The following is a 13,827-nucleotide window of genomic DNA, read 5'->3' as shown; positions in this document are numbered from 1 at the left end:
TACAACTGTATATCAGTTTCTGCTACGAATTTGTATCGATGGCAATGCCATACAAGACTCAGAAATTTTATGATAAAAAAGTAAAGTCTTTGATTTTCAGATATTGCGTCCAATCACAGGAATCGCTATAAGGTGCAGGAGTCGCTATAAAGCGTGTTTTTTTGGGGTATAGCCAAGCGGTAAGGCACCGGTTTTTGGTACCGGCATTCCCTGGTTCGAATCCAGGTACCCCAGCCAATTCTAGTGAAATTAGTTAATCAAAGTTCAGCTTGAGAGTGGATTAGCCTTCTTAACCTCTGTTGCTATTCATAGCAAGTCTGGTAAGTTGAGAAACACTTATTTATAGTGGGTTAGCTCTAAATATGGTAAGGTTCTCTTGAATATGTATCATATAGACACGTTTTTTATAGAAAGTGTATCATATGGATACGTTTTTTAAATAATTAATTAAGGAGAAATAATATGTTTGGTTCAAGAGGTTTCTTTGACAAATGTGGTCCTTTTGACTATATCTCTGCTGGGAGTTCGACAGCGCTTGTAGGTGGGGCTAATGGAATTATAAGTGGGTTAACGTACGGTTGGGTAGCGGGACCACTAACTCTAGAAGTTGTAGGGGGACACGCAATGGCAGGCTATGCGCTAGGGTTTGCGTACGGTTTGGAAAGTAAGTATAATGAGTGTCATCCTTTTTAGTTATTAAATAATATAAAAGTATCTCTGAATTCAGTATTTTACAACAAATTTCAGAGATACATTATAATTTAAGGTGTATTATAATGGATATTTTTTATAAAGTTATAAAATGGCCATTTTTTATAATTATAGGATCCTTCATATATATTATTATTTTTAAAAAAATTAGTGATTGTACTTGGAAAGAATCTATAAAAGCAACATTATTTGGATTAATTATATTATTTTTTCTATTTTATATTAATAATTATTTTGTTAATAATTATTAATATATTATGTTTGTTATATGAGAATAAATTATAGCTTATATATTTTTTGTAATTTTGTGAATATATAATTATTTGGGTTTTTTATTATGGATATTTTAAATCTTTTTTAACAACAATTATGATTAGAATTTTAGATTTATTTATATATTCAAAGGTAATGATTGGAAAAAAACTTAAAAAAAGAAATATTGAAATTAATTATTATTTTTTATATTATGAATTTTTTCCTTAAATATATTAACTTTTAGCAACATATCAACCTCTCCAATACGTGTGAACAACTCTCCTATTTGCCAAGTGCGTAAGACAGGCAAAGAGAGGCTTAACACATGGGTGTAAATACGACGTGCAAATTCTAGAGTTAGCCGATTTGCTAAATAAGCTCCTAAATATCCCGATAGAGTACTCAGAGCTGTACTAAACAGCATGATAGCAATCATAAGGAAACGATAGCATAAAGACTTTCTATGCGCTGAAAGGGCAAAATACGGTCAATAATCGCTTGAAAAATAAAAGGATTGACCAAGCCAAGTAAGCGCAAAACAATGGCCACAAGACTAAGTTCAATGACATAATGAATATATTTCTTGGTAGTTTTAGTAAACCACGAGAAGGATACGAGATTTTCAGGTGAATTGTTCATTTAATTTTATTATTTTGTTAAGAAAAAACAGTTATTATGTCTCATAATTCAACAGTATTGTAAATAGAATTATTTATAAAATTATATTATACATTATGTATATTGGTAATAATATTTTTTACTATTAATTGGTAATGTTTTTGATATGTTGTTTTCAATATTTATTTTTATATTTTCATTTGCATTAATTTATAGATACAGTAGTGATAGTTGGAAAAATAGTATAAAGGAGTCGCTTAAGACATTTTGTTGGTTCTTTTTGTTATTTTTGGCGTTTTGTTTTATTTATTTTGCGTTTAAATATATTAGATATTAGTTTTTTATTTTATTATTATTTTTGTTTACAAAATTGCAATTATCATTGATTGTGACAATTATCGGTGAATTTGTATGTATTGTAATGTTTTTTTTTGAAGATTTAATGCTTGCAGATTTTAAAAAATCTGTAAAATCTTATCATCGATGATAAGTGTGTTTTTATTTTTGATTTTTTCTGTAACTATGTGAGTTTACATCAGATTAGATAAATAGATTTCTCTATCTTGATGGAGATATGATTTTCTACTCTCATTGGAAAAATAAGCCTGTACGAAATGCTTAATTTCCTTATTAGAGAAGTCTTTTTGCCTCCTCTTATGATGAGATTTCTGAGCATAAAAAATATACGTAAATTCAATTATGGTATTTAAGTTTAGAATTTGAATTCAGATATTTTATCTACATATGACGAGCTAAAAATAGGCTATAAGTTGCCAGGGGATGGTCAAAGAACTTGTCAGTATGCTTATAGCTGTTGAGAAATAATAACTGATTTATTTGCTTTTGCACGTCTCAAAAGTTATTTTTGAAATAAGCTGATTTAGTCAAATATAATTTATTATACCTCTAACTTCTATTCATCATCTTGAGAAAGAGGCAGTGACGCGATTTCTGTATCAAGGGCATCCATAAAATCGATAATAAAAGCAGCATTCGTCCCCAAATCTCTTGGCAAATAACGAGAAGCAGAGCGCATATCAACGAAGGTTGTATCCCCTTCATTGGTTAAGCGTATCACAATGTCTGAAATGAAACCAAGGTAAAAAGTTTTTGCCATTGTTTCAATATAAAGCGCATTTTCTTCACCTTTAAACTCTCGTTGAGCCACAACAGGCCAATCATAGGCTGCTAAAACATTGAGAACAGATTCGCGAATACGATCAGGTGAGCCATCATAACGGCGCCCCGATATTTCTGGCCATTGTGACATCTGTAATGTTGCTTGTTCAGTCAAAACACTTTTGAGCGGTAAAGCATCGCTGGGACGTATTGTGCGAAAAAAAGCCGGCGGGCTTTGTGTATCGGTAGAAATATCGTAAAGAGCCGGTAAGGTAAACCAAAGTCCAAAAAATAACATCAGTGGTGTAGCCGTTATTACCGAATAAATGATCCCTTTTAAAGCTTTCATTCCCCCTAGGGCTCCATAGACCCATAAGCTGTAAAGTGCTTTTAAAGCAAGAAAAAGAGAAATAATCACACAGCCGGTAGAGATTCCGATCAAAATTATGAAGTCGGTTACGTTAATGACGGAAAAACGTTGTAAAATGAATGAAAATAATAAAACAAAGAACGACAATCCACCAAATCGAGGGGACCATACTGCTGCTCTTGAAATGAACCGAACATATCTCTTCTTCATGAAGTTTTTCCCCTCAATTGTAAACTATAAGCCAAGTTTTTTCAGAGTGCATATCTTACAAAAAGCTTATGCTCATAAAACAAAAATAAAGCACTTATTTTTGAGGTCAAGGATGCATAATGTCTTATAAGTTTCCAGCGATTATTTTTGCACTTCATTGAAGGTAATCAGTATTTTTTCTATAGTTTATCATGTCATTGATGCGAATTTTATGGGAATGTTTGTAAATAAAAAGAAATAAACTCAAATAACAAGTTTTACGGTTGTTAGCAGCATATTTTTCTAGAACTTTACTCTTGATTTTCTCTTCTGATTGCTGGGAGTTTTTTCTGTCAGATAATGCGTAATCAAATAGGATATGATGATGTGCAATAGAGATTTCATTCTATCTCAATAAAAAATTGAGGGATTTATAATCAGATAAATCTGAATTCGAAGATTCAATTAATAGAGAAAAAGATAACCATTTTGATAGGCTTCATGTATTTTGTATAGAAAGTAAGGTATTGTACAAATGAGAGGTTACTCCGTTTTTATTCATAAAATATGCGGCAGGTCGCAGATGAAAGAAAAGATTCACTTTCTTTTTTTGCAAGTGAAGAAGGGGCAAAAATACGTAAAATGACAAAACCTTCATTCAAATTTTTAGCAACCAAAACTGAATTGGCATTTTTTTTAGGTTTTGATTTTTTGAGTTCTATGATTTGTATTGGTTTTCCAATAATAAGATCGAGTGTATTATCAGGGGCTGTTCGGTCATTAAGGCTATAGAAAATAATTCCTTTGTGTGAGTAGGCTGCTAGTGACCAAAATTGTCGTGTTTTCAAAGCTTTTAAATGAACAGGTCCATTTTCAAGATTAAATCTGCAGACTTTAAGAAGAAAGAGGGGATCAGCAGATTGTTGAATAGGATTATCGGGAGTAAAAGCAACAAATTGATAAGGGGCTCCGGATTTTTTAAGTGCTGTCCATATATTATTTTGTGCCCAATAGGGGATCAGAAAGAGAACGCAAATATGAACGATAATAGCGCCAATGATTGCAAGAAGTGCGGTATGAATAAATCTAGTCACAATTTATTTGTCCTGATGGAATTTGTTCTATTGATGGCATTGTAAGCTTTTGTAATGCCGTTGCAGAGATGATTGAGGTATCGTATAAGGTAAGAATAAGCCCGAATTCTTTTTGACTAACTGTTGCAAGCCAATTGCCAGCTTGTGGTGTAGGTGAAATATTGATGCGCAATGAGCCATCATGCTCATAAATAATAGCATTCGTGTGGAGTTCAAAAGGTATTTCTTTGGATGAAGTATAGGGTTTTAGGGATTTGTCAGCTGTATAAAGGGTGAAAAGACGAGTTTCAGGGATGGTGCCTTTGAGTAAATAATGACAGTGGGGGTGGAGTGGACGCCCTTGGTTGTCTTGCCAAATCTGGAATTGAAGACCTTCAGTGCGTCCGAGTGAAACAATGCCTCGTTTGGTCGTGCGGGCGCGGGTATAAGGATCCATATTGGCGGTTCCCATTTTTGGATAAGCACTCCATTTTCCAATTCTAAAGCGTTCAAAATGAGGAAAGGAATTGAGCACATAATCGACACTCAGTTTTCCACATAAAATGGAAAAAGCGAAGATAAAAAAGAAAATGGTGATATTAAAAAACATCAGTGAATATCTTGAATTCAAAATGTTGAATCTCCAGTTGTTTTCACCTTCAAAGAAATTGCAGATGGTTTTTTCAGATCTTTGTTAATCAATCGCACAATATTCAATGTTTCAGGAGAAAGCGTAGAGGGTATTGGGGAAAAAAATTCAGAATCTGCATGGGAGGAAAGTATTGGGGGATGATAAGGAAGAAGAGAATCTTTAACACCATAGAGTTGTTTGAGCATAATATTTTGGTGTGCAGCAAGCATGATGCGTTGCCATATCATGGCAGGAACTCCACCCCCAAAAGCACGATTCATCGGTGAAAAGTTATCATTTCCCATCCATACCGCTCCAGTATAATTGCCAGTAAAGCCAACAAACCAAGCATCACGATAGGATTGTGATGTTCCAGTTTTCCCAGCGACGAGAGTCATGGGCAGAGCAGCACGCTTACCAGACCCTCGTGTTGTGACACCCACCATCATTTGGTTCATATAAGCAGCTGATTGTCTGCTGAGAACTCGGTGTAACTTATTTCCGTTATGCTCGAAATCCCATACCACATGCCCATCAATTGTTCTGATTTGCGTGAACCCATGACGATTACCAGCTATCCCACCATTCGCAAAGACATTAAAGCCAGTTGCTTGATCCATGGGGGTCATGTTGGAAGTGCCAAGAACCATCGTTTTGTGTGATAAAATATGCGCGTTAATCCCCATATTCTTGATGAGATCTATGATAGGTTGGGTATCGCGGTGAAGATATTGATAGGTGAGATACACAGGGACTGTATTAATAGAAAAAGCTAAAGCTGTTGCTAAATCAATTTTCCCCAAATAACGGCCAGAATTATTTTTTGGTGTCCAACCTCCCCAATTGATCGGAGCATCTAAAACGATTGTCGAGGGAGAAAGTCCGTGTTCCAGTGCGGTTGCGTAAACATAAGGTTTGAATGAAGAACCAGTTTGTCGTCCGCCTTGTGTTGCTCTGTTAAATTGGCTCTTTTTATAATCTTGTCCTCCAACAATTGCGCATACGGCACCGTTATTATCGAGTATAACAGTGGAAGCTTGTGTTACGCGATATTGTTGACCATACTGATGTAAATGATATGCAATTGATTCTTCTGCTGCTTTTTGAATATTTGGATCAAGAGTCGTTTGAATAATTAAACTATGGCTTGGAAGTTGATTGCGCATTTTTTTGACTTCCTCGAATGCCCAATCAAGAAAATAATCAGGCTGATTATTTTCTATTTGGGGAAGTGCCCTAGCAGGGTGGCGATGCGCATTGATAATCTGGCTCTTCGTCATAAAGCCACTATTAACAAGATTAGAAAGGACGATATTGGCACGTGTTTGAGCCGCAAAGAGATGACTATGAGGAGCATATTTTGTTGGAGCTTTAAAGAGTCCTGCTAACATAGCAGATTCACTTAAAGAGACATGACGTATGTTTTTTCCAAAATAAAATTTTGCTGCTGCGGCAATACCAAAATTGTTTCCTCCCATATAGGCTCGGTCAAGGTAAAGTTGTAAAATCTGCTTTTTGCTAAAATTTGCTTCTAGCCAAAGAGCAAGATAAGCTTCTTTGATTTTACGTGTTATGGTTCTTTCGTTTGTTAAAAATAAATTTTTAGCCAATTGTTGTGTGAGAGTTGAACCACCTTGCACCACACCTTTAGCTTGCATATTTTGTGAAATTGCCCGTGTAAGTCCTTGAAAATCAATGCCCCAATGATCAAAAAAACGACGATCTTCTGTAGCGAGAACCGCTTTAATAACAGTGTCAGGCATTTCTTCAACGGGGACAGAGATCGCCGGCAGTGCACCACGGTGCCCAATGGAATTTCCATAGCGATCTAGAAAAAGAATGGAAAAGTTTTTAGGAGAAGACCAATCTGTTTTGGTCACTTCAAAAACAGAAATGCCCAAAATAGTGAAAAGAGTAAATCCCATCAACCCTAATGTCAGTATTTCATCGAGAACTTCAACGATAAAACGTTTCCATCCTTGAAGATGAAAATTTTGTGAGACGATTTTTGCCTTTTTCCAGAAAAAACTGTTAGCAGAACGAATGTGATAAAGCGCTGTGTCTAATCGTGCGTCTAATTCAATGAGAGCAGGACTGTGAAATGGCTTACGATGTTGCCCTTTCTTTTTTTTAAAAAAATCAAACATTTAAAGAGAGCCTATGGCAAAGAAATACAACCAAACAAATCTACAATAATTATATGGAGTAGAAGTATTTTTTTGCTATAGTGCTAACAGAGAAAGAGTTTATTTTAGAATTATTCATTTTTCGTAAGATAGTGTATTAATATTTTATTATTTTATTGAATAAATTTTATTCTCATTATTAAAAATATTTTTTTGATTTTTTAAAAATTTGGAGTAATGTTAATATGTTCTTCTGTAAGATAGAGGATAAATTATTTCCATTTGTGATTTTTAAATCGACTGAAAAAAACCATTATTTCTTTTATCCTTTATCAAGGAGAAGAGATGGGTTATTGAAATATTTATGATGAAAAAAAAATTCTTGTTCGTAATAATAGCAGCTTTTTTAGGAGCAGATTCTGTTCTAGCTTCTGGGTGTGCTGAAGTAGGTAAGAAGGCTGCCGCGCAAGAGAGCGGGGTTCTCGTCCGTTCAAAACCGGTTGTTCAGGATGGAAAGGACATGTGTGCAATTGTAGTTGTTGTACCAGCCCGTAATGGTGAAAAGTTACGTCGTGTTGAGTTTTTTGTTCCTGCTGATTAGTTTTTGGCAGATGGTGTTGTGATGCGTATCTTAATCGTTGAAGATGATCGGAATCTTCACCATCAATTAGTAGAAGCTGTAAGACGTGCAGGATATGTTTCCGATAGTGCTTTCGATGGTGAAGAGGCTTATTTTTTAGGGAGCACAGAGTCTTACGACGCGGTGATACTTGATATAGGTTTACCGCAGATTGATGGTATTAGTGTTGTTGAAAAGTGGCGTCAAGAAGGGCTCTCCATGCCTGTTTTAATGCTAACGGCGCGAGACCGTTGGTCTGATAAGGTGCACGGTATTGATGCTGGAGCTGACGATTATGTTGTGAAGCCATTTCATTTGGAGGAAGTGATGGCGCGCTTGCGAGCATTAATTCGTCGCACTACGGGACATGCGACAAGTGCATTATGTTGCGGAAATGTTTTGTTGGATACAAAGACGTCTCGTGTTTTTGTAGATGGTCAATTGATTAAACTAACATCTTATGAATTCAGACTGCTTTCGTATCTCATGCATCATTGTGACAGGGTCATTTCAAGAACAGAGCTTACAGAACATCTTTATGATCAGGATTTTGATAAGGACTCGAATACGGTGGAAGTCTTTGTAGGTCGGTTACGGAAAAAGCTTGGAGTGGATTTGATTGAAACTATTCGAGGAATGGGGTATCGCGTGAGAATGCTAGGTGATTAATGAATGTTTTTGAAGAGAATAATTGGTGTAGGAGGTTCTTTTTTGTAATTACTCGATCTCTCAGTTTACGTGTTATGATCTTATCAACATTATGGGTTGTTATTTCTCTTTTATCGATTTCTGCAGTAAGTATTTTATTTTATCAGCGTTCAACTGAACAAAGCCTAGAGCGTATCCTTTCTGCTCAACTCTACAGTCTTATTGCAACAGTGACGGTGTCATCGGAAGGTACTTTGATAGGAGGGGCTGGGATTGATGATATTCGTTATTCTGATCCAACAACAGGATGGTATTGGGAAGTTGTTGCGATATCCCATAATTTAAAAGGAAGATTGACATCCCCCTCATTGGGAACAGGCGAGATATTTACACCAAGTGATGTTGATATACCTTTTGACAATAAATTCTTTCGCTCTTATCGGATAACGGGGAACAATGGTCAAAAGTTACAAGTGATTGAGAGTGATGTTGTTCTTGATAATAAAAATCATATTGCACGTTTTCGGCTTGTTGGGAATATCGATGAAGCTCATGCCCAGGTAAAGGAATTTACGCGAACTTTGCAAATTTTTCTTTGGAGTTTCGGTATCGGGAGTGTTCTTATTAATATTGCTATTATTTTCTTTAGTTTTCAACCGTTGAAGCTTATTCGACGCGCATTGAATGATATTCGCGAAGGAAGAGTTCATTATGTGAATACGGATTTAGTAAGCGAAGTGATGCCGCTTGTACAAGAGATGAATGCTCTCATTAATAATAATCAGCGTATTATTGAGCGATTTCGCACACAAGTTGGTAATCTCGCGCATTCATTGAAGACGCCTCTATCCGTGATTATGAATGAGACAGATAAGATGCGCGGAGAAAAGGCTTGTTTGTTGAGAGAGCAAACGCAAATAATGCAAGCTCAAATCAATCATTATCTTCAGCGTGCACGGATTGCAGCACAATGCGATAGTATTGTCTATCATACGTCTGTTCGCAGTGTGCTTGAACGTTTGGTGCGGGTTATGAAAAAGCTTAATCCTGAAAAACAAATTCAATTTATTATGGATGTTGATGATATTGTTTTTTCTGGAGAGAAGGAAGATTTAGAAGAAATTGTAGGGAATTTGATTGAAAATGCTACTCAGTGGTCTCGAGCAAAGGTTTTGATCTCTTGTTGTTTAGAAGAAAATGTTGAAGAAAAAGAATATTTTAGTATCTTTGTAGAAGATGATGGTCCTGGTTTAACAGAAGACAAAATTGATGAAGCATTAAAAAGAGGGCGGCGGTTTAATGAAAGTAAACTAGGGGCAGGCTTAGGGTTAGCAATTGTTTCAGATATGGTCAGTGAATATGGTGGCAATCTCTTTTTATCACGTTCTGATTTGGGTGGATTGTATGCAAAAGTTTTGTTACCTAAGATGGGAGAATAACATATTTTCTTCTTAAGCAAGAAATGTCTATAAAGTTTATAAAGCAGTATTTTAGACAATACATAAAGAGTAGGGAAACATTGTTTTTAGTTTCTTTGCTTAATTGATATATATGATAGATATTTATAATATTCTCCATGAAAAAATGAATTTTTATTAATTCACATTACTTTTCTCATGAAGAGGATAAAATGTAAGCGAGTTATTCTCTGTTCGTATTGGAAAAAAACGATATGCTCTTATTAATTTTTGCAGCATTTTTTCTGACTTTTCTGGCAAGTATTCTTTTTCTTTCACTACGTTTTGACGATGAGATAAAGAAAGAATGGACAGTTGAAACCGTAGATGGTTATAGAAGCCATAAGCGTATGATTGAGTTTAACAAGCTTTATATGAATTATAAAAAAAGAAATATTCTTAAGGCTTTGAGTATTTTGTTTGTTCTTCTGATGACATGGAGTATTTATGGGCTGACAGGCAATCCAGAAGTGAAAAGTTATTTTTTTAGCGAATTAATGGATAAGGATCCTAAAACTCTCAGTAAGCAAGAAAAGCTTATTCGTTTACAAGTGCTTTTTTTCCGTGCACCTCACGATGGCAAGCTAGCAGATGCGTTAGCGGTAGGGTATCTCGAAGAAAGCCTTTTTCAAGAAGCTGTGAATACTTATTTAGATGCACTTCGTTTGAATGGAGAAACAGCTCCAAGGCTTGTCGGATACGGTTTAGCATTGGTTGGTTATGAAGGGGGGGTGATAACGCAAGAAGCGCAAAATGCCTTTCAAAAAGCAGCAGATTTAGCCCCAACAGATTTTTATCCACGTTTGTTGTTGGCCGATGCATTGCATCAAGCAGGAAAAACTGCGCAGGCAGTGCAATTTTTACAAAGCTTTCTTGATACAATGCCTGAAAATTTTTCAGGACAATCACGTGTTAAAAAAATGATGATTCAGTTACGTGATTTATCGAGTGAGCATACAGAGAAAAGAAATCTTGCACCTATGTAGAAGATGTGCAAAGCTCTTAAAAAATAAAATATTGATACTTAATTATAACGTATTTAAACTTTTTTCGCAGAGTGTCTATGAACAGTCAATCTTTAAAGAGTTCTGCCTCATGGAAGGTTATTTTAGAGCAGCGAAAAAAAAGGCGCTTACTGATCATATTATTATGTTGTTTGGTTATGACAATTGCAGCAAGTCTCATAGTGTATGCAATGCGTCATGCGGTCAGTTTTTTTAGAATGCCCTCTGAAATTACAAGAGAAGATATTTTAACGGAGCGCCCTTTGCGTTTGGGTGGCTTTGTTGAAAAGGGAACCGTTCAATATGTTGGAGAGAGAGGAGTTATTTTTTTTGTAACGGATAACAAAAAACATGAAAAAGTGGTTTTCAATGGTGCCTTACCGGATCTTTTTCGTGAAGGTCAGGGGGTGATTGTAGAAGGGCATTTCGATAAACAGGGCTTTTTTATAGGGATGCGTATTTTAGCAAAACATGATGAAACTTATATGCCTAAAGAAACAGCTGATCGTTTGAAAAAACATTACATTATGGAGAAATAATTCGATTGTGCTTGTCGAACTGGGTCATATTTTTTTAGCTGCAGCATTTTCAGTAAGCTTATTAGGGGCGTTTTTACCTGCTTTAGGTTTTTGGTGGAGAGAGCGTTTGTTAATGCAAACAGCTGTTCCTCTAACATATATCACTTTTACATTACTACTTTTATCTTTTTTAGTGATAATTTATGCTTATGTCGTATCTGATTTTTCTGTTTTGAACGTTGTTGAGAATTCTCATTCAGAAAAACCGATGCTCTATAAAATTACAGGTGTTTGGGGAAATCACGAAGGCTCTATGTTGTTATGGGTTTTAAGTCTTGCTTTTTTTAGCGCATTGATGGCTTTTTTTAGCCAACATTTGCCAGAAGATTTTAAGACGCTTGTTTTAATTTGCCAAAGTTGGATTACAACTGCTTTTCTTTTATTTATTCTTTTTGTATCCAATCCATTTTTACGCGTGAATCCACCAGCATTGCAGGGAAATGGTCTCAATCCTCTTTTACAAGATATCGCATTAGCAATTCATCCACCGCTACTTTATTTAGGTTATGTTGGTTTTTCACTTTGTTTTTCTTTTGCCGTTGCGGCATTGATTATGGGACATGTTGATAGAATTTGGGCGCGTGGAATTCGTCCGTGGCTTTTACTTTCTTGGTGTTTTTTGACATTGGGTATTATGGTTGGCTCCTATTGGGCTTATTATGAGCTAGGATGGGGCGGCTATTGGTTTTGGGATCCTGTTGAAAATGTTTCGTTTATGCCTTGGCTTTCAGGAACGGCTCTTTTACATTCTGCTCTTGTTCTCGAAAAACGAGAAATATTGAAAAGTTGGACTTTGTTTTTAGCGCTGCTTACTTTTTCCCTTTCTCTGATGGGAACTTTTCTTGTGCGTTCTGGGCTTTTAATTTCTGTTCATAGTTTTGCTGTTGATCCAGCACGGGGGCAGGCAATGCTTGCGCTTTTCTTTTTTTTTACAGGAGCGGCTTTTTTTCTTTTTGCTTTGCGCACCCCTATTTTAAAAACAGAAAGATTTTTTCAACCAATTTCACGTGAAGGGTTTATTGTTTTAAATAATTTGTTATTTACAACAATAACAGCAACAGTATTGATTGGTACGCTTTATCCTTATTTTATTGAGATATTAACTGGGCAAAAAATTTCTGTAGGGTCTGCTTTTTTTAACATTACTTGTGGACCGCTAATGGTTTTGCTGTTGTTGTTTGTTCCGTTTGGGACAATGATGGCATGGAAACGCGGTGATTTTCTTGCAGTTTTTGAACGGTTATGGTTTGTTTTTGTATTCGTTGGTATCGTCTGTTTTATAATATTCTATGCGGCATCTGTGCGTGATATTTTTGCAGTTTTAGGGATTGGGCTTTCAGCGTTTGTTTTTTTAGGCAGTTTAGCGGATCTATGGGGAAAGAGTGGATATGGCAAAAGAGCTTTTTCAGTACGCGTTAAGAGATTTCTTGGATTGCCATGGTCTACTTTTGGTGCAGCAATAGCACATATGGGATTAGGCGTTACACTATTTGGTATTGTTTGTGTGGCAAGTTTTGGGCAAGAACGTATTTTAATCATGAACATAGGGGATAGGGTGACGATAGCGGATAAAACGCTTCATTTTGATGCAGTGTATGATGGTGTTGGTTCGAATTATTCGACAATGGAGTTTTATTTTAAAATATATGAAAATAAAAACATTGTGGGTCATGTAACAGCCTCAAAGCGATTTTACTCAAGTCAAAATACATCAACAACAGAAGTTGGTCTGAAAAATCATGGCTTATCGCAGCTATATATTGTACCGGGACATATCGATAATCGGGGTCTTGTTGTGCACGTATGGTGGAAGCCTTATGTAATATGTATTTGGTTAGGGGCATTCATGATGGCTATGGGGGGATGTCTTTCTCTTCTGGGGTATTGGTTTCGCATTGGCATGTACAATAGGGTAGTGCTTGCTTTAAATTTTTGGAAAAGACATTGAGATGAAAAAAATTCTTTGGATTGTATTTTTTTTAATTGCAACGTTTCCTTTTCAATTAGCAATAGCAGTAGAGCCGGATGAGATTTTAAAGGATAAGATTCTTGAAGCGCGAGCACGCCATATTTCATCGCATTTACGTTGTCCGGTTTGTCAAAATCAATCAATTGATGATTCAGATGCTGCTTTAGCACGTGATTTACGGCTTTTAATTCGGGAAAGGCTAAAAATGGGCTATAGTAATCAGCAAGTCACTGACTTTCTTGTTGAGCGATATGGTGAATTTATTCTCTTGAAGCCACCATTGAATAAAATAACTTGGTTTTTATGGTTCTCGCCTTTGATCATTATTATCATTGGCATAAGTATCATATTTTTCCACTTCAAACGGAATAATCATGCGTTATGTGAATGAAAAAGAACAGTCAAAAATGTCATTGCATTAAAAAAGATGTTACATAAAAGAAATCAGATCATTTGCAAT

Annotated in this window: 14 protein-coding genes and 1 tRNA gene; 9 read left to right on the top strand and 6 right to left on the bottom strand. The window is 35.7% G+C overall.

Annotated elements, in window-relative coordinates:
- The first annotated feature begins 162 nt into the window (after positions 1–162).
- Both ACFIK7_RS08365 and ACFIK7_RS08360 read left to right on the top strand, forming a co-directional pair.
- Positions 163–237, top strand: a tRNA-Gln gene (locus ACFIK7_RS08365).
- A 225-nt stretch (positions 238–462) separates the two neighbouring features.
- The gene (locus ACFIK7_RS08360; protein WP_375630867.1) at positions 463–693 is read left to right on the top strand and encodes a hypothetical protein; all 231 of its coding nucleotides are present in this window, start codon (positions 463–465) and stop codon (positions 691–693) included.
- Between the two features lie 463 nt (positions 694–1,156).
- Here ACFIK7_RS08360 and ACFIK7_RS08355 read toward each other — a convergent pair whose 3' ends face one another.
- The 6 genes from ACFIK7_RS08355 to ACFIK7_RS08330 all read right to left on the bottom strand — a co-directional run bounded on the left by ACFIK7_RS08355 (position 1,157) and on the right by ACFIK7_RS08330 (position 7,113).
- Complete coding sequence (locus ACFIK7_RS08355; protein WP_375630866.1) at positions 1,157–1,390, bottom strand: hypothetical protein; 234 nt, start codon at positions 1,388–1,390, stop codon at positions 1,157–1,159.
- 8 nt (positions 1,391–1,398) lie between these two features.
- Positions 1,399–1,605, bottom strand: coding sequence for a hypothetical protein (locus ACFIK7_RS08350; RefSeq protein WP_375630865.1), 207 nt, complete (start codon positions 1,603–1,605; stop codon positions 1,399–1,401).
- Between the two features lie 892 nt (positions 1,606–2,497).
- Positions 2,498–3,283 (bottom strand): DUF1499 domain-containing protein, encoded by a 786-nt coding sequence (locus ACFIK7_RS08345; protein ID WP_375630864.1) that lies wholly within the window; start codon positions 3,281–3,283, stop codon positions 2,498–2,500.
- Between the two features lie 533 nt (positions 3,284–3,816).
- Positions 3,817–4,356 carry a hypothetical protein gene (locus ACFIK7_RS08340; RefSeq protein ID WP_375630863.1) on the bottom strand — a complete coding sequence of 180 codons (540 nt, stop codon included), beginning with the start codon at positions 4,354–4,356 and terminating at the stop codon, positions 3,817–3,819.
- Positions 4,349–4,945, bottom strand: coding sequence for a DUF1214 domain-containing protein (locus ACFIK7_RS08335; protein ID WP_273791544.1), 597 nt, complete (start codon positions 4,943–4,945; stop codon positions 4,349–4,351). Before ACFIK7_RS08335 ends, ACFIK7_RS08340 begins: the two co-directional genes overlap by 8 nt.
- Positions 4,946–4,962: 17 nt before the next feature.
- Entirely contained in the window at positions 4,963–7,113 is a 2,151-nt protein-coding gene (locus tag ACFIK7_RS08330; protein WP_375630862.1) for a transglycosylase domain-containing protein, read from the bottom strand.
- Between the two features lie 343 nt (positions 7,114–7,456).
- Between ACFIK7_RS08330 and ACFIK7_RS08325 the strand changes: the two genes are divergently transcribed.
- The 7 genes from ACFIK7_RS08325 to ACFIK7_RS08295 all read left to right on the top strand — a co-directional run bounded on the left by ACFIK7_RS08325 (position 7,457) and on the right by ACFIK7_RS08295 (position 13,758).
- Complete coding sequence (locus tag ACFIK7_RS08325) at positions 7,457–7,693, top strand: hypothetical protein (protein ID WP_273723886.1); 237 nt, start codon at positions 7,457–7,459, stop codon at positions 7,691–7,693.
- 21 nt (positions 7,694–7,714) lie between these two features.
- A complete protein-coding gene (locus tag ACFIK7_RS08320; RefSeq protein WP_273791556.1) occupies positions 7,715–8,380 on the top strand; it encodes a response regulator transcription factor in 666 nt (221 codons plus the stop codon).
- Positions 8,380–9,798, top strand: coding sequence for an ATP-binding protein (locus tag ACFIK7_RS08315; RefSeq protein ID WP_375663217.1), 1,419 nt, complete (start codon positions 8,380–8,382; stop codon positions 9,796–9,798). Before ACFIK7_RS08320 ends, ACFIK7_RS08315 begins: the two co-directional genes overlap by 1 nt.
- Positions 9,799–10,031: 233 nt before the next feature.
- Positions 10,032–10,802: a tetratricopeptide repeat protein gene (locus ACFIK7_RS08310; RefSeq protein WP_273791547.1), complete on the top strand. Its 771-nt coding sequence runs from the start codon at positions 10,032–10,034 to the stop codon at positions 10,800–10,802.
- Between the two features lie 77 nt (positions 10,803–10,879).
- The gene (gene ccmE / locus ACFIK7_RS08305) at positions 10,880–11,359 is read left to right on the top strand and encodes a cytochrome c maturation protein CcmE (RefSeq protein ID WP_273791548.1); all 480 of its coding nucleotides are present in this window, start codon (positions 10,880–10,882) and stop codon (positions 11,357–11,359) included.
- Positions 11,360–11,366: 7 nt separating this feature from the next.
- Positions 11,367–13,346 carry a heme lyase CcmF/NrfE family subunit gene (locus ACFIK7_RS08300; protein WP_375663216.1) on the top strand — a complete coding sequence of 660 codons (1,980 nt, stop codon included), beginning with the start codon at positions 11,367–11,369 and terminating at the stop codon, positions 13,344–13,346.
- A 1-nt stretch (position 13,347) separates the two neighbouring features.
- Entirely contained in the window at positions 13,348–13,758 is a 411-nt protein-coding gene (locus ACFIK7_RS08295) for a cytochrome c-type biogenesis protein CcmH (protein WP_375654403.1), read from the top strand.
- Positions 13,759–13,827: the final 69 nt, after the last annotated feature.

This window comes from Bartonella sp. CL266QHHD (assembly GCF_042195355.1).
GTDB lineage: Bacteria > Pseudomonadota > Alphaproteobacteria > Rhizobiales > Rhizobiaceae > Bartonella.
Note: the sequence above shows the minus strand (reverse complement) of the source record. Positions and strands in the feature narration are given on the sequence as shown.